At 63.2% G+C, this 20,286-nt stretch carries 19 protein-coding genes and 1 pseudogene; 14 read left to right on the top strand and 6 right to left on the bottom strand.

The genetic code is table 11. The annotated features are described in order from the left end of the window. Positions 1 to 87 precede the first annotated feature (87 nt). The 9 genes from ruvC (at position 88) to M1L53_RS29345 (ending at position 10,790) form a co-directional block, all read left to right on the top strand. Complete coding sequence (ruvC, locus tag M1L53_RS29385; RefSeq protein ID WP_003943325.1) at positions 88 to 657, top strand: crossover junction endodeoxyribonuclease RuvC; 570 nt, start codon at positions 88 to 90, stop codon at positions 655 to 657. Beyond that, entirely contained in the window at positions 654 to 1,253 is a 600-nt protein-coding gene (gene ruvA / locus M1L53_RS29380; protein WP_007732953.1) for a Holliday junction branch migration protein RuvA, read from the top strand. The genes ruvC and ruvA overlap by 4 nt, the downstream gene beginning before the upstream one ends. Further along, on the top strand, positions 1,250 to 2,347 hold the full coding sequence (ruvB, locus tag M1L53_RS29375) for a Holliday junction branch migration DNA helicase RuvB (protein WP_003943304.1): 1,098 nt from the start codon (positions 1,250 to 1,252) through the stop codon (positions 2,345 to 2,347). The genes ruvA and ruvB overlap by 4 nt, the downstream gene beginning before the upstream one ends. 138 nt (positions 2,348 to 2,485) lie before the next feature. After that, complete coding sequence (gene yajC / locus M1L53_RS29370) at positions 2,486 to 2,833, top strand: preprotein translocase subunit YajC (RefSeq protein WP_003943339.1); 348 nt, start codon at positions 2,486 to 2,488, stop codon at positions 2,831 to 2,833. A gap of 197 nt (positions 2,834 to 3,030) precedes the next feature. Continuing rightward, positions 3,031 to 4,752 carry a protein translocase subunit SecD gene (gene secD / locus M1L53_RS29365; protein WP_007732956.1) on the top strand — a complete coding sequence of 574 codons (1,722 nt, stop codon included), beginning with the start codon at positions 3,031 to 3,033 and terminating at the stop codon, positions 4,750 to 4,752. Beyond that, positions 4,749 to 5,972: a protein translocase subunit SecF gene (gene secF / locus M1L53_RS29360; protein WP_007732958.1), complete on the top strand. Its 1,224-nt coding sequence runs from the start codon at positions 4,749 to 4,751 to the stop codon at positions 5,970 to 5,972. The genes secD and secF overlap by 4 nt, the downstream gene beginning before the upstream one ends. Positions 5,973 to 5,974: 2 nt before the next feature. Continuing rightward, complete coding sequence (locus M1L53_RS29355) at positions 5,975 to 7,705, top strand: ABC transporter substrate-binding protein (protein WP_054188498.1); 1,731 nt, start codon at positions 5,975 to 5,977, stop codon at positions 7,703 to 7,705. After that, on the top strand, positions 7,702 to 8,280 hold the full coding sequence (locus tag M1L53_RS29350) for an adenine phosphoribosyltransferase (protein ID WP_007732962.1): 579 nt from the start codon (positions 7,702 to 7,704) through the stop codon (positions 8,278 to 8,280). The genes M1L53_RS29355 and M1L53_RS29350 overlap by 4 nt, the downstream gene beginning before the upstream one ends. A 98-nt stretch (positions 8,281 to 8,378) precedes the next feature. Then, the gene (locus M1L53_RS29345; protein ID WP_003943344.1) at positions 8,379 to 10,790 is read left to right on the top strand and encodes a bifunctional (p)ppGpp synthetase/guanosine-3',5'-bis(diphosphate) 3'-pyrophosphohydrolase; all 2,412 of its coding nucleotides are present in this window, start codon (positions 8,379 to 8,381) and stop codon (positions 10,788 to 10,790) included. A gap of 52 nt (positions 10,791 to 10,842) precedes the next feature. Here the strand turns inward: M1L53_RS29345 and M1L53_RS29340 are convergent, their stop codons facing one another. Next, entirely contained in the window at positions 10,843 to 11,655 is an 813-nt protein-coding gene (locus M1L53_RS29340; protein ID WP_371747840.1) for a peptidylprolyl isomerase, read from the bottom strand. Continuing rightward, positions 11,655 to 12,536 carry a peptidylprolyl isomerase gene (locus M1L53_RS29335; RefSeq protein ID WP_003943303.1) on the bottom strand — a complete coding sequence of 294 codons (882 nt, stop codon included), beginning with the start codon at positions 12,534 to 12,536 and terminating at the stop codon, positions 11,655 to 11,657. The genes M1L53_RS29340 and M1L53_RS29335 overlap by 1 nt, the downstream gene beginning before the upstream one ends. Positions 12,537 to 12,731: 195 nt before the next feature. Between M1L53_RS29335 and M1L53_RS29330 the strand changes: the two genes are divergently transcribed. The 4 genes from M1L53_RS29330 to M1L53_RS29315 all read left to right on the top strand — a co-directional run bounded on the left by M1L53_RS29330 (position 12,732) and on the right by M1L53_RS29315 (position 16,374). Beyond that, the gene (locus tag M1L53_RS29330; protein WP_007732970.1) at positions 12,732 to 13,412 is read left to right on the top strand and encodes an MBL fold metallo-hydrolase; all 681 of its coding nucleotides are present in this window, start codon (positions 12,732 to 12,734) and stop codon (positions 13,410 to 13,412) included. A gap of 15 nt (positions 13,413 to 13,427) precedes the next feature. Then, a complete protein-coding gene (gene hisS, locus M1L53_RS29325) occupies positions 13,428 to 14,699 on the top strand; it encodes a histidine--tRNA ligase (RefSeq protein ID WP_054188496.1) in 1,272 nt (423 codons plus the stop codon). After that, on the top strand, positions 14,689 to 15,318 hold the full coding sequence (locus M1L53_RS29320; RefSeq protein ID WP_007732974.1) for a hypothetical protein: 630 nt from the start codon (positions 14,689 to 14,691) through the stop codon (positions 15,316 to 15,318). Before hisS ends, M1L53_RS29320 begins: the two co-directional genes overlap by 11 nt. A gap of 66 nt (positions 15,319 to 15,384) precedes the next feature. Next, positions 15,385 to 16,374, top strand: a complete 990-nt coding sequence (locus tag M1L53_RS29315; protein WP_042452093.1) for a malate dehydrogenase — start codon at positions 15,385 to 15,387, stop codon at positions 16,372 to 16,374. Positions 16,375 to 16,386: 12 nt separating this feature from the next. On the opposite strand, the gene M1L53_RS29310 is transcribed toward M1L53_RS29315, so the two are convergent. Next, the gene (locus tag M1L53_RS29310) at positions 16,387 to 17,610 is read right to left on the bottom strand and encodes a hypothetical protein (RefSeq protein ID WP_231783339.1); all 1,224 of its coding nucleotides are present in this window, start codon (positions 17,608 to 17,610) and stop codon (positions 16,387 to 16,389) included. Then, a complete protein-coding gene (locus tag M1L53_RS29305) occupies positions 17,607 to 17,936 on the bottom strand; it encodes a type VII secretion target (protein WP_037130770.1) in 330 nt (109 codons plus the stop codon). Before M1L53_RS29305 ends, M1L53_RS29310 begins: the two co-directional genes overlap by 4 nt. Before the next feature lie 173 nt (positions 17,937 to 18,109). On the opposite strand from M1L53_RS29305, the gene otsB reads away from it, so the two are divergent. Then, positions 18,110 to 18,898 (top strand): trehalose-phosphatase, encoded by a 789-nt coding sequence (gene otsB, locus M1L53_RS29300; RefSeq protein WP_228232714.1) that lies wholly within the window; start codon positions 18,110 to 18,112, stop codon positions 18,896 to 18,898. 199 nt (positions 18,899 to 19,097) lie between these two features. On the opposite strand, the gene M1L53_RS29295 is transcribed toward otsB, so the two are convergent. Together M1L53_RS29295 and M1L53_RS29290 are read right to left on the bottom strand one after the other, a co-directional pair. Then, the gene (locus M1L53_RS29295) at positions 19,098 to 19,889 is read right to left on the bottom strand and encodes an ABC transporter permease subunit (RefSeq protein WP_054188495.1); all 792 of its coding nucleotides are present in this window, start codon (positions 19,887 to 19,889) and stop codon (positions 19,098 to 19,100) included. Beyond that, positions 19,889 to 20,286, bottom strand: a pseudogene (locus M1L53_RS29290) (ABC transporter ATP-binding protein); the annotation flags it as partial. The gene M1L53_RS29295 and the pseudogene M1L53_RS29290, both read right to left, overlap by 1 nt.

The raw sequence follows: 20,286 nt of genomic DNA, 5'->3' as shown, positions 1-20,286 counted from the left end.
CGGGCCGGGTTGCGTGTTGATGCGGGGTAGTAGTCCCGCGCACCGCTAAGCTATCGAACAGCTGTTCGGTATGGAGAGGTGTGACAAGTGCGCGTGCTCGGAGTGGACCCAGGCTTGACTCGCTGCGGGTTGGGAGTGGTCGACGGGAGCAACGGCAGGAAAGTGCGCCCCATTGCGGTCGACGTGGTGCGGACTCCGGCCGAGATGGACCTCGGTTCTCGGCTTCTGCGGATCTCCGATGCGGCTGAACTGTGGATCGAGCAGTACAAGCCGGAGGTGGTCGCGATCGAGCGCGTGTTCGCGCAGCACAACGTCAGTACCGCGATGGGGACGGCGCAAGCAGGCGGAGTTGTCGCGCTCGCTGCCGCCAGACGCGGCATTCCGGTGTGTTTCCACACGCCCAGCGAGGTGAAGGCCGCCGTCACCGGCAGCGGTAACGCCGACAAGGCGCAGGTCACTGCGATGGTGACGCGAATTCTGAATTTGAAGACGGCGCCGAAACCGGCTGACGCTGCCGACGCTCTGGCGCTGGCGATCTGTCACTGCTGGCGAGCACCGATGATCGAGCGGATGGCCCGCGCCGAGGCGATGGCCGCTGAACAAATGCGTAAGTATCAGGCAAAATTGGCCGAGACGAAGAAGGCAGGTTCACGATGATCGCGTCGGTACGCGGCGAGGTACTCGATATTGCGCTCGATCACGCGGTCATCGAAGCGTCAGGTGTCGGCTATCGGGTCAATGCCACCCCGGTGACTCTCGGTGCGCTGCACCGGGGAAGCGAAGCGCGACTGTTCACGACGATGATCGTTCGCGAAGACTCGATGACGCTGTACGGTTTTTCCGATACCGAGTCGAAGGACCTGTTCAGCCTCCTGCAGACGGTTTCCGGAGTCGGACCGCGCCTGGCGATGGCAACTCTTGCAGTTCTCGAACCGGACGCGCTGCGGCGGGCGCTCTCGGAAGGCAACCTGACGGCGTTGACGAGGGTCCCCGGTATCGGAAAACGCGGCGCCGAGCGCATGGTTGTCGAACTGCGCGACAAGGTCGACGCCGTCGCGACGACGGCCGGCGCGGCGTCCGGTGTCGTCGTCGGCAGTTCGATCCGTGATCAGATCGTCGAGGCTCTCGAAGGTCTGGGCTTCCCGATCAAGCAGGCTGAGCAGGCCACGGATTCGGTTCTGGCGGAATCGCCCGAGGCCACCACGTCGGTCGCACTGCGTTCTGCTCTGTCGCTGCTCGGTAAGACTCGATGAACTTCGACCCGATCGACGATTTCGACGACGAGTCGCAGGTCTCTGCCGAATTGGTGGCGGGAGACGGTGATGTCGAAGCGAGTCTGCGCCCCAAGAGTCTCGACGACTTCATCGGTCAACCTCGTGTTCGCGAACAACTGCAGCTCGTGCTCACCGGAGCAAAACTTCGTGGCAGCACGCCTGATCACATCCTGATGTCCGGTCCCCCCGGGCTCGGCAAGACGTCGATGGCGATGATCATCGCGGGGGAGTTGGGCTCTTCTCTGCGGTTGACGTCCGGACCGGCGCTCGAACGCGCCGGAGACCTGGCTGCGATGCTGAGCAACCTCGTCGAGGGCGACGTGTTGTTCATCGACGAGATTCACCGAATCGCTCGTCCGGCCGAGGAGATGTTGTACCTGGCCATGGAAGACTTCCGTGTCGACGTCGTCGTCGGTAAGGGGCCGGGCGCCACGTCGATTCCTCTGGAGGTTGCACCGTTCACGCTGGTCGGTGCGACTACGCGGTCGGGTGCGCTGACCGGTCCGTTACGCGACCGCTTCGGGTTCACCGCTCACATGGATTTCTACGAACCCGAAGAGCTGCAACAGATTCTGATGCGTTCGGCCGGAATTCTGGGCGTCGATCTCGAAGTTGACGCCGGTGCCGAAATCGCACGACGCTCGCGGGGGACACCGCGTATCGCGAACCGATTGCTGCGCCGGGTTCGCGACTTCGCCGAGGTGCGCGCCGACGGAATCGTCACCATGGACGTCGCTCAGGCGGCCTTGGCCGTCTACGACGTGGACCAGTTGGGCTTGGACCGTCTCGACCGTTCGGTACTGAGTGCTTTGGTGCGTTCGTTCGGCGGCGGGCCCGTCGGCGTGTCGACGCTTGCGGTGGCCGTCGGCGAGGAACCGTCGACGGTGGAAGAAGTGTGCGAGCCGTTCCTGGTCCGGGCCGGAATGATCGCCCGGACGCCGCGAGGACGTGTGGCTACCGCCGCTGCCTGGACTCAACTCGGAATGACACCGCCGCCGGATGCCGCAGCGGGCGGTATCGAGGTTCGTGTCAACGAACCGCAGGCCACGTTGTTCGATCCGAACGGCGAGTGAATTTCGACTGGAAAGGCCTACTTGAACGGCCGATCTGTCAGGAATCCTCAGCAACTAATGGCACACTGGTGTATTGCGTAGGTCCATCCGGGACCATCGCGGCGTAAAACGTGCAACACAACCGAGGTTGATCAACACATGTCGAGTTTGCTTTTCCCCCTCTTGATCCTCGCACTGCTGGTGCCCATGTTCCTGGGCATGCGCAAGCAGAAGAAGGCCTTGGCCGCGACTTCCGAGATGCAGGACTCGCTGCAGGTCGGCGATCGGGTGCAGACCACGGCCGGGCTCTACGCCACGATCGCTTCCCTGGACGACGACACCGTGGACCTCGAGATCGCGGACGGTGTCATCACCACCTGGTCGCGTCTGGTCATCCGTGAGCGCGTCGTCGAGACGACCGAGACCGACGAGTATGACGACGACTCGATTTCCGAGATCGAAGAGTCTGCTGCCGACACCGAAATCCGGCTCACCAAGGAGTCCTGACTTCGTCGAACTGGTACGTGTTCTAGAGTTGTGAACTCGGACACACGTCCAGATCGGTTTGTCCGCTCTTACACCAGCAGCTCAGTTCACCCCGTTGATCAATCGTTGCAGTTCGAACGCCGCAGCTCGGGTGGTCGTCGACCACCCGAGCCGTGCACTTACTGAAGCTCTGCACCTACCGAGGAGACTTAAAGATCGTGGCACCTTCCACCGGAACGGTGCATCCGGTCCGCTACCTGGCCCTTTTCGGGGTCCTGGTAGTGGCACTGTATGCCCTGGTGTTCTTCACTGGAGACAAGTCGGCCACGCCGAAACTCGGCATCGACCTGCAGGGTGGAACGCGCGTCACGTTGACCGCTCGTACCCCGGACGGCAGCGCTCCCAGTCAGGACAGTCTCAAGCAGGCTCAGGAAATCATCGAGACCCGCGTCAACGGTCTCGGCGTTTCCGGTTCCGAGGTCGTTGTCGACGGTGACAACCTCGTCATCACCGTTCCCGGCGACGACAGTGCGCAGGCTCGCTCGCTCGGCCAGACCGCTCGTCTGTACATCCGCCCGGTGACGGGTTCGATCGACGTCGCCACCCGTGACGCGAATCGGACAGCTACGCCCGAGGCGCCGGCGGCCGAAACTCCGGCCACTGATGCACCGGCCCCCGAAGCACCCGCTGACGGGACGCAGACGCCGCAGAACCGTCCGTTCCTGGCTCAGGACCCGACTACTCCCGAGGCAACGCCCGCGCCGCAGACAACGACTCCGGCCCCCACCGGGGACGCGCCGAGCGACGGCACCGACGAAGGCGACGCAGCAGCAGCGGAAATCGCCGCAGCGCGCGCCCTCCGACAGAGCAGCGATCCGACAGTGCAGCAGCAAGCAGTGGCGAACCTCGACTGCTCCGTCGCGGATCCGCTCCGTGGAAACGACGACCCGACCCTGCCGCTGGTCGCCTGCTCGCAAGACGGACTGAACATCTATCTCCTCGGTCCTTCGATCATCGACGGACAGGAGATTGCCGACGCGTCTTCGGTCTTCAACTCGCAGCAGTCGCGCCACGAGATCAGCCTCTCGTTCAAGACGACCGGCAGCAACACCTGGGCCGAGTTCACCTCAGCCAACATCGGCAAGCAGGCAGCGTTCACGCTCGACTCGAAGGTCGTCAGCGCTCCCACGATTCAAGGTGCAACGCCTGCGGGTAGCGCCACCTCGATCACGGGCAGTTTCACTGCCGAGAGTGCCAAAGAACTTGCCAACACACTGAAGTACGGTTCGCTTCCGCTCTCGTTCGCAGCCTCTGAGGCCGAGACGGTCTCGGCCACGCTCGGCCTGGCCTCACTGCAGGCGGCATTGATCGCCGGCGCGGTCGGTCTCGTTCTCGTTCTGCTGTACTGCCTCGTCTACTACCGCATGCTCGGCGTCCTGACGGCGTTGTCGCTGATTCTCTCGGGAGTCATGGTCTACGCGATCATGGTTCTGCTCGGCAGATACATCGGCTTCACGCTCGACCTGGCCGGCATGGCTGGTCTGATCATCGGTATCGGTATGACCGCCGACTCGTTCGTCGTGTTCTTCGAACGCATCAAGGACGAAATGCGTGAGGGCCGTAGCTTCCGCTCGGCGGTGCCACGCGGTTGGGCAAGAGCACGCCGAACAATTCTTTCCGGCAACGCGGTGAGCTTCATCGCCGCTGCAGTTCTGTACGTGCTGGCGGTCGGACAGGTGCGAGGCTTCGCCTTCACCTTGGGTCTGACGACCATTCTCGACGTGATTGTCGTGTTCCTCGTGACGTGGCCACTGGTCAGCATGGCGTCCCGTTCGGCGTTCTGGTCCAAGCCCAGCGTCAACGGTCTCGGCGCAGTGCAAGAGGTTGCCCGCGAACGTAAGGTTGCCGCCGCTGCGTCGGCTAAGGAGACACGAGCATGAGCGAGTCCAACAACTCCCCGGTGGGGTCCACCAACAGTTCCGCCGCCGAGTCCGCCGATGCGGCGGCCCGGTCGGAGATCACCGACTCAGGCGTCGATCAGGGCGCGATGCCCAAGCACAGCTGGCTCTCGCGGTTGTACACCGGAACGGGTGCGTTCGAGGTCGTCGGCAAGCGTCGCTTCTACTACGGACTGACCGGCGCTCTGGTCGCCATTGCGCTGCTGAGCATCATCCTGCGCGGCTTCACCTTCGGTATCGATTTCGAAGGCGGATCACGCATTCAGTTCCCTGCCGAGGGCGGAGTCGAGACGTCGGCGGTGGAAACCGTCTACTCCGACACACTCGGGTTCGAACCGGTCAGCGTGCAGACAGTCGGCTCGGGTGCCAGCGCAACCGTGCAGATCCGGTCGGAGACGTTGAACGCGACGCAGATCAACGATCTTCAGTCGGCTCTCTTCGACGAGTTCCAGCCCAAGGACAAGAACGGGAACCCGTCGGCGCAAGCCATCAGTTTTGCGGACGTGAGTGAAACCTGGGGCGGCCAGATCACCAAGAAGGCGCTGATCGCGCTGATTGTGTTCCTGGTGATCGTGAGTATCTACATCGCCATCCGCTTCGAGCGGGACATGGCGGTAGCTGCGATCGTTGCGTTGTTCTTCGACATCATCGTCACTGCCGGCGTCTACTCGCTCGTCGGTTTCGAGGTGACGCCCGCGACGGTGATCGGTTTGCTCACCATTCTCGGCTTCTCGCTGTACGACACCGTGGTGGTGTTCGACAAGGTCGAAGAGAACACCCGCGGTGTTCTGCATCTGACGCGCCGGACGTACGGCGAGCAGGCCAACCTCGCGGTGAATCAGACCTTGATGCGATCGATCAACACGACGGTCATCAGCGTGCTCCCGGTGATCGCTCTGATGGTTGTCGCGGTCTGGATGCTCGGCGTCGGCACACTCAAGGACCTTGCGCTCGTTCAGCTCGTCGGCATCATCGTGGGTGCGTACTCCTCGATCTTCTTCGCGACGCCGCTCCTGGTGTCGATGAAGGAACGCTGGGGACCCGTTGCCGCGCACACTCGTAAGGTGCTCTCGCGCCGGGCTACGCTGGCCGAGAAAGGTACGCAGACGGTTGCCGTCGGCGCACCAGTTGCACGCCGTGCGCCGGTTGCTCCGCAGCCGGGTGCGCGGCCGACCGGAAAGCGAAACAAGAAGGGGCACTGAACATGCTCCCAAGAACACGCACACTGGTTCGATCGATGACGTTCGTTGCGGCCACCGCTGTGGCTGCGGGTTCGTTGGTGGCCTGCTCGGAAAGCGCCGAGCAGGTTCCGTCCATCGGATATGCCATCGACAACTCCATCTCCACGTACAACGCCAACACGACAGCTGGATCGGTGTCCGGGGCGATGGCCGCGTTCGGCCGGGTGCTTCCCGGCTTCACGTTCACCGGCCCGGCCGGAGCACCTGTCTCCGACACCGACATCGGAACGGCGTCTGAGTTGCCCGGTGACGTGCTCACGGTCTCGTACAAGCTCAATCCGGCGTCCGTGTACTCCGACGGGATTCCGATGTCCTGTGACGATCTCGTCCTCACCTGGGCGGCGTCGAGTGGCAAGTTCACCGAAGACGTCGATGGTGCCGTGAAGCCCATGTTCGACACGGCGAACAATCTCGGATACGCGGACATCGACCGGATCGACTGCCAGAGCGGGGCGAAGGACGCGACGGTGTTCTTCAAACCCGGGCGATCGTTCACCGATTGGCGGTCGTTGTTCGGTGCGACTGCGTTGATGCCTTCACACGTCGTGACGCAGCGCACGGGTGTCAGCGACGTGGTGAGCGCGGTGAATGCCGGTGACACCGAAGCGTTGTCGAAGATCGCGGACTTCTGGAACACCGGGTGGAACCTGACTCCAGGTCAGGTGGACACCTCCGTACTGCCCTCCGCTGGTCCGTATCGAATCGACTCGTACAGTACCGACGACGGCCTGGTGCTGGTCGCGAACGAGCGGTGGTGGGGCAACAAGCCTGCGACCGATCGCATCGTCGTCTGGCCACGTGGTGTGAATCTGACCGAGGATCTCGACAAGAACTCGATCGAGGTAGTCGACGTCGCTTCCGGCTCGGCTGGCGAACTCGGTACTCCGTCCGGGTTCGACGTCCAACAGATTCCGTCGCGGTCGATCGAGCAGTTCGTTCTCGCGACCTCTGGTTCGCTGGGCGACGAAGCCGCCCGTCGAGCGTTCGCGCATTGTGTTCCGCGTACGACTCTGTTCGAGAAGTTCGGGCAGACGGAGAATGCGCCGCAGGCGGGTTTGGGTTCCGGCGTGGTCGATTCGCGACTGATGGCGCCGGATTCACTCGTTTACAGCGACGCCGCTGCGGTCGACGGTGATCGGTACGCCAATGCCGACATCGAGGCTGCGAAGACGTCGTTGTCGGAAGCCGACCTCGACCAGTTGACCGTCCGGGTCGGGTACCTCGCACCGGACCCGGTGCGGGCGCAGATCGTCTCCGAAGCGAAAGCCGCGTGTGCTCCGGCGGGAATCACGGTCGAGGACGCAAGTAGCGACAGCTTCGATCCTGCGAGTCTGCAGACTGGGGGAGTCGACGCCGTGCTTTCCGGCATGGCAGGCAAAGTCGGCGCAGGCGGAACAGCGAGCATGATCGACGCGCGTGGAGCGCTGCGATCGGGCAACGGCGCAAACCTCGGTACGTACGGAAATGCCAGGATCGATCAGATCATCGATCAGTTGAACGTGGATGCGAGCACGAGTGCGCAATTGGGACTCTCGGTGGAGGCGGAGAACATCCTGTGGACCCAGGTGCCTACGATTCCACTGTTCAATCAACTACGAACTGTCGCTGTAGCTCCAGGCATGTCGGCAGTGTTGGTCAATCCGACTCGGGCCGCTACCGGCTGGAACATGGACAGATGGGTACTACGCAGATGAGCGTCTCGAATGGTGTTGCCTTGCACACGACTGAAGAATTGATCGCAATCCACCGGGCTGCCGGTGACGCCGTTGTTCGGCTGACCCGCTGGGCGGACAACTTTCCCGGTCCCGGTGTTCGGTTCGCCGATCTGACTCCGGTGTTCGCCGACGCCGAGGGGTTCGGGGCCGTGCTCGATGCCCTTGTCGCCTGTGCTCCGGACGCCGACACGATCGCCGCCGTCGATGCTCGCGGTTTCCTGCTCGGTGCCGGTGCGGCCGCGAAGATGGGTGCGGGAGTCGTTGCCGTGCGGAAGGTCGGCAAACTGCCGCCGCCGGTGCTCTCTCGTTCGTACAGCCTCGAGTACGGATCCTCGACTCTCGAGATCCCCGCAAACGGCTTCGATCTCACCGGGCGGAATGTTCTGGTGATCGACGACGTTCTGGCTACCGGAGGGACACTCGAGGCGGCTGTACAGTTGGTCGAGTTGGGTGGAGCGAACGTCGTCGGCGTCGCAGTGGTGCTCGAGATCGAGGAACTGCGCGGTCGAGATCGCTTCTTGAAGTACCCACTGACATCACTGGTGAAGGTCTGAGTATTAAAGTTGTCTCCTGGGGGTCGAGTTAGACCTCCAGGGCAATTACCCGATGCAGGGCGGTTGCCTCAACCAACTCGGTGGTAGGAGGTGGCGACATGACGTCGAATCTTGATCGATCACAGAACTCGGGTGCAGTGTCGCAGGAGACGGGTGCAGTTCCGGCTCCGGAGACGACACCATCGAAGTCCGCGGTGCCCGACGATTCGGGATCTGCGCAAACTACCGGCAATCGGGGTGGGCAGAATCTGGCCGTGCCCGCTTCCGCCTCCCGTAGGGTGCGCGCTCGGCTTGCTCGACGCATCACCGGTCAGCGCAACGCCACCATCCGCCCGGTGCTCGAGCCGTTGGTCAGCCTCCACCGTGAGCTGTATCCGAAGGCCGACCTCGCGCTGCTCCAGCGTGCGTACGACGTCGCCGAGGACAGACATTCGAGCCAGCGGCGCAAGTCCGGCGATCCGTACATCACGCATCCGTTGGCCGTCGCAAGCATTCTGGCCGAGTTGGGTATGGACACCACCACCCTCGTCGCAGCCCTGCTGCACGACACCGTCGAGGACACCGGGTACTCACTCGAAGAGTTGACCAAGGACTTCGGTGACGAGGTCGCTCACCTCGTCGACGGCGTCACCAAACTCGACAAGGTCGTTCTGGGCACCGCCGCCGAGGGCGAAACCATCCGCAAGATGATCATCGCGATGGCGCGGGACCCGCGCGTGCTCGTGATCAAGGTCGCGGATCGTCTGCACAACATGCGCACGATGCGATTCCTGCCGCCAGAAAAGCAGGCACGTAAGGCGCGAGAGACTCTCGAAGTCATTGCGCCACTTGCACATCGACTTGGAATGGCGACCGTCAAGTGGGAACTCGAGGACCTCTCATTCGCCATCTTGCACCCGAAGAAGTATGACGAGATCGTTCGACTGGTCGCCGATCGCGCGCCTTCTCGTGACACCTATCTGGCCAAGGTTCGCGCCGAGATCAACTCGACCCTGTCCGCCTCGCGGATCAACGCCATCGTCGAAGGCAGGCCCAAGCATTACTGGTCGATCTATCAGAAGATGATCGTCAAGGGCCGCGATTTCGACGACATCCACGATCTGGTCGGCGTCCGCATCCTGTGTGAAGAAGTGCGTGACTGTTACGCCGCGGTCGGCGTTGTCCACTCACTGTGGCAGCCGATGGCCGGACGCTTCAAGGACTACATCGCACAGCCGCGCTACGGCGTCTACCAGTCGCTGCACACCACCGTCGTGGGACCGGAAGGCAAGCCCCTGGAGGTCCAGATCCGGACCCAGGACATGCACCGGACCGCGGAGTTCGGTATCGCCGCGCACTGGCGGTACAAGGAGACCAAGGGCAAGCACGCGGGCGACATCGCCGAGGTCGACGACATGGCGTGGATGCGTCAGCTACTCGACTGGCAACGTGAAGCGGCCGATCCGGGGGAGTTCCTCGAATCTTTGCGTTACGACCTCGCGGTCAAGGAGATCTTCGTCTTCACGCCGAAGGGTGACGTGATCACGTTGCCTGCCGGATCGACTCCCGTCGATTTCGCGTATGCGGTGCACACCGAGGTCGGGCACCGATGCATCGGTGCCAGGGTCAACGGTCGGTTGGTCGCGCTGGAACGAACTCTCGAAAACGGCGAAGTGGTGGAGGTCTTCACGTCGAAGGCTGCCACCGCCGGGCCGAGCCGAGATTGGCAGACGTTTGTCGTCTCGCCGCGTGCCAAGGCGAAGATCCGGCAGTGGTTCGCGAAGGAACGCCGCGAAGAGGCGCTCGAGTCCGGCAAGGATCAGATCGCGAAGGAAGTCCGCCGCGTGGGACTTCCGTTGCAGCGGTTGATGAATGCCGAATCGATGAGCACGATCGCGCACGAACTTCGCTATCCCGACGTCTCGGCGTTGTACACGGCCGTAGGCGAGAGTCAGGTGTCGGCGCACCACGTCGTGCAGCGACTGGTTGCTCATCTGGGCGGCGTCGGCGCCGTCGAGGAGGAACTGGCCGAGCGTTCGACGCCGTCGACCATGCCGGTGCGCACCCGCAGTACGGGTGACTCCGGAATTCTGGTTCCCGGAGCACCCGGCACGGTGGCAAAACTCGCGAAGTGTTGCACGCCGGTACCGGGCGATTCGATTCTGGGCTTCGTCACGCGTGGCGGCGCGGTCAGCGTGCACCGTACCGACTGCACCAACGCCAACTCGCTCCACGATCAGTCGGAGCGAATCATCGACGTCGAATGGGCACCGTCAGCGACATCGGTGTTCCTGGTCGCGATCCAGATCGAGGCACTCGATCGTCATCGGTTGCTTTCCGACGTCACCAAGGCGTTGGCCGACGAGAAGGTGAACATCCTGTCGGCCTCGGTCACCACCTCAGGTGACCGAGTGGCGATCAGCAAGTTCACCTTCGAGATGGGTGACCCGAAGCACTTGGGTCATGTTCTCAACGTGGTTCGTAACGTGGAAGGCGTCTACGACGTCTACCGCGTGACCTCTGCCTCGTAAACTGCTGTGCGCCTTTATTAACCGCGGGCGGTTAATAAAGGCGCACAGGGGGTCAGGCGACTATTGCAGTCTCGATGGTGATCGGGGTGTTGGGTGCACCGCCGCCGGTTGCTCCCATGCCACCGTCGTCGCCGTCGGCCGCGATCTTCTCGATCGTCGCCAGGCCGGCGTCGTCGATCTTTCCGAAGACCGTGTAGTTGGGCGGCAAGACCGAATCCTCGTAGACGAGGAAGAACTGACTGCCGTTGCTGCCCGGTTTACCCGAGTTGGCCATTGCCAGCGTGCCGCGGGGGTAGACGGCAGGCAAGGAGAGTGCCGGATCGTTAGCCGGGTAGGCAGTGGTCGGGTACTCGTTGTCGAAGCCGTAGCCCGGTCCGCCCGTGCCCTTGCCCGAGGGATCGCCGCACTGCAGGATCTGTAGACCGGGTGTGGTGACGAGTCGATGGCACGGGGTGTCGTCGAAGTACTTCTGCTCGGTCAAGCTCACGATGCTGTTGACCGTGCAGGGGGCTTCCGCCCGGTTCAGTTCCATCCCGATCGGGCCGGCCGTAGTCGTGAGCGCGACGTTGACGGTTCCCTCGGTGGACACACCCGTGGAGTTCGGCGGATTGACGGTTTTTGCTGCACCCGCCGCGCTCGGGTACGAGCAGTCGACGGTCGCCGAGGCCGGAGTCGGGACAGGCGGGAGTGCGTCGAACTGTGACATGTCGAGCGGCGGCATGGCAGCCGTTGTCGTCTTCGCCTTGGAGGTGCTGGACGGCGAGTCCGAGCTACCGGAATCACTGGAACAACCAGCCAGAAGCAGCGCCGCGGCGCTTGCGGCGGCAATGACTACAGGAAAGCGCATCACAGGATTACGTCGCATCAGTCGAGCCTTACTGTCTTGATGTCGGTGGTCAGATTCGGCTTGCCGTCACCCTCTGGCGTCGATCCGCCGGCCGCGACCTTGTCCAAAGTGGCGAGCCCGGTTTCGTCGATCGTGCCGAAAACCGTGTACTGCGGGGGGAGTTGTGAGTCGCCGTAGACGAGGAAGAACTGGCTGCCGTTGCTACCGGGTGCCCCGGTGTTGGCCATCGCAACCGTGCCGCGCGCGTAGGTGACGGGCTCCTGCGCTGCCGGGTCGGTGGTGGAATACGCCGTGGTGGGGAATTCGTTGTCGAAGCCGTAGCCCGGTCCGCCGGTGCCGGTGCCCGACGGGTCACCGCACTGCAGCACCTGGAGCGAGGGGCTCGTCGTCATGCGGTGGCAGGTGGTGTCGTTGAAGTAGTCCTGCTGCGCCAAGCTCACGAAGCTGTTGACGGTGCACGGAGACTTCGTTCCGTCCAGTGTGAGCCCGATGTTTCCCTGCGAGGTCTCGACGCTGATGCTCGGCGTCGCGTCCGGCGCGGTGGTGGGAATCCCGTCGGTACGAGGAGGGTTGTTGGCCTTGGACGCGGTAGCGCCGTCGGCTGGATACGAGCAGGAGACCGTGTCGGCCAGTGGCGTCGACAGACCGGCCGGCATTGCACCCGCGGTCTGTGGCGTGAGGCTCGAGTCGTCGGCAGCAGTGTTGGTGGTGTTCGCGTCGTCGTCACTGCGATTGCTCAGCCAGATGAGTCCACCGACGACGCCGACTACGACGACCACGCCGAGCGCAGTTCCGGCTATCGTCATCTGCTTGCGCTTGCGGGCACGTTCTGCGCGACGTTCGAGCTGACGCTCGAGCTTGCGTTTCGCCGCCTCGCGGCGTTGCTCGTTACTCGGCACTGCTGTAGTCCTCCGTATCGCGGGTGGATCGTGGTCGGCCGGCCGAGCGACACCCTGGGGGTCGGCTTCGGCAAGCGGCTCTACTCGTCGTCAGAGTCTCCCATTGCAACCTGAGAACTTACTGGCGGGGCAGCAGCTTAGGCTGTAACCGACAGCGTGTTGTTTGTTTCCACCCTTCGAAGAGGAGTTGCCCCCGTGCTCGTCACTGGTTTTCCGGCCGGGATGTTCCAAACCAACTGCTACATACTCGCTCAGGACGACGCGTGCGAGTGCGTAGTCGTAGATCCGGGTCAGGATGCAGCTGAGCCGCTCTTCGAATATCTGGACTCCAAGGACATGTCGGTCACGGCGGTCCTCCTGACGCACGGTCATCTCGATCACGTGTGGTCGGCCCGCGAGGTCTGTGAGCGGTATTCCGTACCCGCGTACATCCATCCCGAGGATCGCTACATGCTCAGCGATCCGGCACGGGGGATCGGCCCGACGATGAAGGAATTCATTCAAGGCATGACGTTCGTGGAGCCGGACGAGGTGATCGAACTGGCCGACGGAGACAAGATCACCGAGGCCGGAATGACGTTCGTCGTGGACCACACACCCGGGCACACGCAGGGATCGGTGGTGTTCCGCACCCAGGCGAACACCGAGAGCGGGCCCGTGGATTTGGCGTTCACCGGTGACACCCTGTTCCAGGGTTCCATCGGGCGCAGCGACCTGCCCGGCGGAAATCACGAGCAGTTGCTCGCTTCGATCGCCCGCAAGCTATTGGTACTCGGTGACGAGACAGTGGTCCTGCCCGGGCACGGCGGCAACAGTTCGATCGGCGCCGAGCGAAGCTCGAATCCGTTTCTCGTTGGACTCAGCGCACAAGAATAAGGAAAAGTACCTCTCGTGAGTAAAGCCAGCACCTTCTCTGCACCCAAGGGCATTCCGGACTACGTTCCGCCGCAGTCAGCCGAATTCGTCGCCGTTCGTGACGGTTTGACGCGCGCCGCGAGGTTGGCCGGATACGGCCACATCGAATTGCCGATCTTCGAGGACACCGGCCTGTTCGCTCGCGGTGTCGGTGAGTCGACCGACGTCGTCAGCAAAGAGATGTACACATTCGCCGACCGCGGTGACCGTTCGGTGACGTTGCGTCCCGAGGGAACCGCCGGAGTCATGCGTGCGGTCATCGAGCACAGCCTCGATCGTGGACAGTTGCCGGTCAAGGTCAGTTACGCGGGCCCGTTCTTCCGCTACGAGCGCCCGCAGGCCGGTCGCTACCGCCAGTTGCAGCAGGTCGGCGTAGAAGCCATCGGGATCGACGACCCCGCGCTCGACGCGGAGGTCATCGCGATCGCCGACGCCGGATTCCGGTCGTTGGGGCTCGACGGCTTCCGCCTCGAAATCACCTCTCTCGGTGACGACACCTGCCGGCCGCAGTATCGCGAACTGCTGCAGGAGTTTCTCTTTGCACTCCCGCTCGACGAAGACACGCGTCGACGCGCCGAGATCAACCCGCTCCGCGTGCTCGACGACAAGCGCCCGGATGTACGCGAGATGACGGCCGGCGCACCGCTGATGCTCGATCACCTGTCCGAGAGCTGCAAGGCGCACTTCGACGAGGTGCTAGCGCACCTGGACGCATTGGGCGTTCCGTACGTCGTCAACCCGCGCATGGTCCGCGGCCTCGACTACTACACCAAGACAACCTTCGAATTCGTGCACGACGGACTGGGTGCGCAGTCCGGAATCGGTGGTGGTGGTCGTTACGACGGTCTGATGGAACAGCTGGGTGGACAGCCGCTCTCGGGCATCGGGTTCGGAATCGGCGTCGACCGCACGGTTCTCGCGCTCGAGGCCGAGGGCAAGTCCGTTGCGCCAGCGGCGCGTGTCGACGTCTTCTGTGTACCGATGGGTGCCGAGGCGAAGGCTGCACTGGTGAAGATCGCACATCAGTTGCGTGCCAATGGGATTCGCGTCGACCTGGCGTACGGAAACCGTGGCGTGAAGGGCTCGATGAAGGCAGCTGATCGTTCGGGTGCCGCGATCGCTTTGGTTCTCGGCGAGCGTGAACTCGAAGAGGGCGTTGTCGTTGTCAAACAGTTGGCAACAGGTGAGCAGGAGACAGTGGCGCTCGACCAGGTTGTCGACAAGCTCGGGGAACTCGTTGAGCACTGAGGCCGAACCGGTTTCGCTCGATCTGGTTCCCGTGGCGTTGATCGCGCCGCGGTTGAAGAAATTCGCCGTTGTTGTCGTTGTGTTCGGTGTGGTCGTCGGGTTGATCGTCAGTGTGTTCTCGACGGCGACCGTTGGAGTGATCGTCGGTGCCGTCATCGCGGTGCCGACGTCACTTGCGATCCTGATGACGCTGCGCCGGCACATCACGTTGTACGGCAACAGAGTTCGTGCGCAAGCTGGTTTTCGAACCAACGTCGTCGACGTGGCCGAGGTACTCACGGCGGCATTGACGGTGAGATCCGGCCGGATCAGCGAAGTCAGCTTGACGCTCGGCGACGGACGGTCCACCGTGCGGATCCCGCTCGCGCTGTATACCGCGGGGGGTGGGCGCGAGTTGGAGATCCTTGCACTCCGCAAGCTCGCCGACGCGCTGGCAGCCAGCGAGTTGGTACCGGCTGCCGCGTTGTCCTCGGTGCTGATCGAACAGTTGCGTGCCGAAGCCCGCGGCGCCGGACTCGCCGAGCGTCCGCTCTACCGCGCCGTCGAACTCGTGACGGCGGAGGGACGAGTGCCGAGAACCACACTGACAGACCACGAAGTGGCCGGTTTACTCGACTAGCGTGGAAACCGTTCTTACAGCGTTGTAGAACGGACAGTCGTGAAAACGGCAGGTGAGGAGTCGGCAATGAGTATTGCGCCCGTAACCGTCACGGTAACCGGAGCGTCGGGTCAGATCGCATACGGAATGCTTTTCCGCATAGCTGCGGGGGAGATGCTCGGCGCTGACGTCCCGATCAAACTTCGACTGCTCGAGATTCCTGCCGCCGTGTCCGCTGCCGAAGGCGTTGCGATGGAACTCGAAGACGGCGCATTTCCGTTGCTGAGTTCCATCGACATCACTGACGATCCCGATGTCGCCTTCTCCGGCGCGAACGTCGGGATGCTGGTCGGCGCACGTCCGCGGAGCAAGGGGATGGAGCGTGCCGATTTGCTGAGCGCGAACGGCGCGATTTTCACAGCCCACGGGAAGGCGATCAACAACAACGCAGCCTCGGACGTCAAGGTGCTGGTCGTGGGAAACCCGGCCAACACCAACGCGCTCATCGCGATGAACAATGCACCGGACGTGCCCGATACTCGGTTCAGTGCGCTGACACGTCTCGACCACAACCGAGCGATCGCGCAGGTGGTGAAGAAGACCGGGGTTCGTGCGTCGTCGGTGCGCAAGGTGTCCGTCTGGGGAAACCATTCGGCGACGCAGTACCCGGACCTGTCCCACGCGACTGTCGCAGGTGAGCCTGCACTCGCGGTGATCGACGACCGCGACTGGGTGGAGAACGATTTCATCCCGACTGTGCAGGTGCGAGGCACCGCCATCATCGCTGCGCGGGGATCGTCCTCTGCGGCGAGTGCGGCCAGCGCGTCGATCGACCACGTCCGCGACTGGGTGATCGGTACCGCCGAGGACGACTGGGTATCCATGGCCGTCTGTTCGGACGGTTCCTACGGAGTGCCCGAAGGTTTGATCTCTTCCTTCCCTGTGACCTGTGCCGATGGCGAGTTCGCTATCGTGCCCGACCTCGCGATCGACGACTTCTCACGCGAACGGATCGACCTGTCCGTCAGCGAACTGGAGCAGGAGCGTGCGGCGGTGCGGGAGTTGGGCTTCGTCTGAGGTTTGTCTTGATCAGAGATCTCGGAACAGGTACTGATCGGGATCGTCAGCCCCGAGCACGGGCGGCGACACCATCGGCAGATCGTCGACCATCGAATTCTCGTCGCCGGCAGTGACGAGATACCTCGGGGTAGTGCGTGACGACTCGTCGTCCCGAGATCCGCGGGGTCCACCGCCCGGCGACATGCCGCTACTGCCGACTGCCGACGATGGTGCACCCAGGCCGGGCGTTGTTACCGGAACCGGTTGAACTGCAGCAACTCCCGCTGCACCCCTCACCATTCCGCCGGTAGTGCCACCGCTTCCGCTCACCCATGCTCCGCCAGAGCTTGCCGTCGCACTGGGTGACGGCGACGCGCCGGCTGCGAGTGACGTCGACGGATTGCCTGCGCCCCACAGCTTGTCGACGCCGGTCGGAAGCCCGGCGCCGGCCTGTGCAGCCGAGGTTCGAACAGCCTCGGTGCCTGGCTGAGTGGAGTCCGGGTGGGTGGAGTACGGCGCATCACCGGCATCGGTTGAGGCAGACAGAGGTTGGGCGATCTGACGGGCGGCGTTGTTGATTGCCTCCGCAGTGATCAGGTTGGAGAGTGCCTCACTGGTCGGTGGGGTCGGCACGGGGATCGGTCCGGCAAGGGCGTTCATGGCTGCGGTGTGCCCGAGCATCTCCCCGCGCGTCCGAGTCACCGCCGCGACGGCTGCCTGCATGTGTTCAGCTGCCGAGGCAAGCAACATCGCCTGTCCTGGTGGTGTCCACGCGATGGGCGCGGCAGCTGCAACCGTGGTGGCGAAGGACTGCGCGATTGCCGCGAGATTCGCGTTGCCTCGCTGCACCGATTCCGCGGCGGCAGCAGCAGTTTTCGATATCGCGGTTCCGCGTTCGCTCAATTCTGCGCCGCTGTTCTGGGCGGATCGCGACAGTTCGGTCGCGGCGTCACTGCCGGTGCTGTTCCAGGTCTGGCTTACCTCGGCGACCGCGCTTCGGGACAGTCCCATGGCGTGGTCGATGAGAGTGGACGCCTGATCGAAGATGCCGACGGGATCGATGCCCGCAAAAGTGCCTGTGCCGAGACTCTTCCCGAGTTCGATCAAGGGCGCGAACAGATCTTCGATTCCGGGGAGTGCCGGTACCGGTATGCCGGCGAGCATCGATTCGACCACATTGTTCGGCAGTACCGGGGCAGGAGCGCCACCGTGAAGGAATTCGATGACGGTCGTCGAGTCGTCTTCGGTGCTCACGCGGTCGCGCCCGTCGATCCGGCCGCAGCGGTCAGATCTGTTGCGATTGCATGATCTGTGGTGTCGTAGGCCTGCGCGGCTGCACCGGCCGTCGCGGCGTTGCCGGCGTAGAACGTGGCGAGTGCTGCAACATCTTTGGTGTGTGTGGCCTGAGCGCGCGCGAATGCTTCGAGAAATTCGATCCCGACGGGGCCCACGGCCGGTGCGACTGCTGCGATGTTTGCACCCAGATCGACGGCGGCGGCCTGCGCGATGCGTCCTGCCGCTTCGGTCGACGTCGAGCCGTACTTTCGGATGCCGTCAGTGGCGACAGTCAATTCGCTCATCATTACCCCCCAGTTGGTAAGCGTCGTGAGAACTTTAGCGGACCACTGTGGGCCCTTACAGGGAGACGACGCGACCTACTCAGCGGCTCCGGACAACCTGGACGAAGTGGCAGAGATTACATTCGGCTCCGGTGTTGGTATTGCGAGTGCGATCGATTTGGCACACTCGAACCATGCGAACCGCTTCGGACGTCATCCTCCGACTCACGTCCGATCCAGCTCGCTGTGGACTGGTGATGGATTTCGACGGCGTGCTTGCACCCATCGTCGACGATCCGTCGGCGAGTGCGCTACTGCCCGGCGCCGAAGACGTGCTTGCGACCCTGGCCGAGCATCTCGGTGTTGTCGGCTTGCTCTCGGGACGGCCTGTGTCGTTCTTGCGAGAGCGGCTCAGCTTGAATTCCGTTGTGCTCATGGGTTCCTACGGCGTCGAGACCTGGACGGACGATGGAATCCACGTGCTTCCGGCCGTCGCGGCGTTCAGTGATGCTGTCGCCGAAGCAGAAGCCGAATTGCGACGCTTGTTCGACTCTCCGGCAGTTCCTGGCATCCATGTCGAGAGCAAAGGCCTTGCGGTGGCCGTGCATTGGCGTCGGGCCGCGGATCGTGCGGTCGCGCAGCGCCTGGTGGAAGCAGCGACGACAGAAATCGCGAGCCGGACCGGGTTGCGGCGTGAGCCCGGCAAGTTGGTCGAGGAATTGCGCCCACCAGTTGAGGAGGACAAGGGGACAGGCCTCCTTCGCGCGATCGCGGCCGCAGGGGTCGACGTCGTCGCGTACGCGGGCGACGACCGGGGTGACCTACCGGCCTTTGCCGCTGTCCTTGCCTCGGGTGGAGAAGCGTTGGTGGTCAAGGGCGACGACATCGCACCGGAAGTGGCTGCTGTCGACGGCGTCCAGTTCGACGGCCCGCAGGCATTCCTCGATTGGATGAAAGAGCTTGCCGCGCAACTGGAACGCTGACGCGTAAGGTCAGTCTGCCAGGAACTCGACCAGGTCTTATTTCGAGGTGCCGCGTCCGCGGGGCAGAGTGACGCGAACCCGCGCGTGCCCTGTTCCTTGGCGTGATCGACAAGCGCTGCGGGTTCTGTCAACGCGAAACTGGCCGCACCGGAAGGGCTCCGGTGCGGCCAGTTTCGGTCTTGGTCGGTTTGCGACTCGGTCAGGCGTCGCGCTTGTTGACGACGGCGATGCTGATTCCGAATATCACCAGCACAAACGCTGCGAAGTAGAACAAGCTTCCCCAAGGGCCCCAATGGAAATTGGTGCTCGAACCCGAAGAGAGGAAGTGGTCGGCGTTGGCGAACGGGAGGAACGGTGTGACGTTTCTGCCGAAGGATCCGAACATGCCGAACAGGCTCTCGATGAGCAGTGGCCACAGCAGCAGTAGTGCAATGGCGCCGGCGGACTGACGAAGGAGTGCTCCGACGGCGATGGCAAGGGCAACGCAGAGGAACGCGAAGATCGGTACGCCGTAAACGGCGCGCCAGGCGTCGGCGTTGTCCAGTGCCAGATTGGTGGAACCTTCAGAGTCTGCCGCAGCTTTGGTGATGAATACCGCGCCGAGCATGAGAACGAAGGACAGCACCGCGCCGAAAGCCCCGATCAGGCCGGCTTTGGCGATCAGAACCGAAGCCCGACTCGGGATGGCCTGGAAGGTGGTACGGATGATGCCGAAGCGGTACTCGCTGGTGATCGCGAGCGCCGCCATGATCATCAGGACCATGACGCCGAATCCGGATACTCCTAGCCCCGCGTCGTTGAACGTGGGGAGGAATTTCTCGAAATCAGGAGTTCCTGATGCGGCTTCGTCGTTGTACGCCTGAATGCTCGAACTCGACGAACGCCCGATCATCCAGGCGACGCCCAACCCTAGGACGATGATTGTGATCGTGCACCACAGCGGCGACTTGGTCGTGGTGATCTTGATACGTTCAGCACTGAGAACAGCCATTACAGTGCACCTCCCATAGCGTGCTGTGTGTTTGCGTGGTGGGCTCCGGCGCCCGGATCGATACCGGATGCGTGGTACTGGACATCGTCCCCGGTCAACTTCATGAACGCATCCTCGAGCGATCCCTGCACAGAAGCCAACTCGTGCAACACGATTCCCTGCGAACCAGCCAAACCACCGATCACATCGGTGGTCGAATCCACGACCACCAACACCGGCTCCGATCCTGAATGTTCCTCGCGGACAGTCAGTCCCTGGGCAGTCAATGCGGCATGGAGAGCGTCCAATTGTGGGCTGCGCACGCGCACCGTCGACTCCGACGAACGATCCACGAACTCCGCGACCGTCGAATCCGAAATCAACCGACCCCGACCGATCACCACCAACTGCTCCGCCG

It is taken from the genome of Rhodococcus sp. T9N, from assembly GCF_024436645.1.
Taxonomy (GTDB): Bacteria; Actinomycetota; Actinomycetes; order Mycobacteriales; family Mycobacteriaceae; genus Rhodococcus_F; species Rhodococcus_F qingshengii.
This window is presented reverse-complemented; position numbering and strand designations above follow the sequence as displayed.

Bases quoted from the DNA above. Each gene is read 5' to 3' on its own strand.
- ruvA (WP_007732953.1), top strand. From the start codon at position 654: ATGATCGCGTCGGTACGCGGCGAGGTACTCGATATTGCGCTCGATCAC.
- secF (WP_007732958.1), top strand. From the start codon at position 4,749: ATGAGCGAGTCCAACAACTCCCCGGTGGGGTCCACCAACAGTTCCGCC.
- M1L53_RS29355 (WP_054188498.1), top strand. From the start codon at position 5,975: ATGCTCCCAAGAACACGCACACTGGTTCGATCGATGACGTTCGTTGCG.
- ruvB (WP_003943304.1), top strand. From the start codon at position 1,250: ATGAACTTCGACCCGATCGACGATTTCGACGACGAGTCGCAGGTCTCT.
- M1L53_RS29340 (WP_371747840.1), bottom strand. From the start codon at position 11,655: ATGCGACGTAATCCTGTGATGCGCTTTCCTGTAGTCATTGCCGCCGCA.
- M1L53_RS29345 (WP_003943344.1), top strand. From the start codon at position 8,379: ATGACGTCGAATCTTGATCGATCACAGAACTCGGGTGCAGTGTCGCAG.
- M1L53_RS29295 (WP_054188495.1), bottom strand. From the start codon at position 19,889: ATGGCTGTTCTCAGTGCTGAACGTATCAAGATCACCACGACCAAGTCG.
- M1L53_RS29305 (WP_037130770.1), bottom strand. From the start codon at position 17,936: ATGAGCGAATTGACTGTCGCCACTGACGGCATCCGAAAGTACGGCTCG.
- M1L53_RS29315 (WP_042452093.1), top strand. From the start codon at position 15,385: ATGAGTATTGCGCCCGTAACCGTCACGGTAACCGGAGCGTCGGGTCAG.
- yajC (WP_003943339.1), top strand. From the start codon at position 2,486: ATGTCGAGTTTGCTTTTCCCCCTCTTGATCCTCGCACTGCTGGTGCCC.
- otsB (WP_228232714.1), top strand. From the start codon at position 18,110: ATGCGAACCGCTTCGGACGTCATCCTCCGACTCACGTCCGATCCAGCT.
- M1L53_RS29350 (WP_007732962.1), top strand. From the start codon at position 7,702: ATGAGCGTCTCGAATGGTGTTGCCTTGCACACGACTGAAGAATTGATC.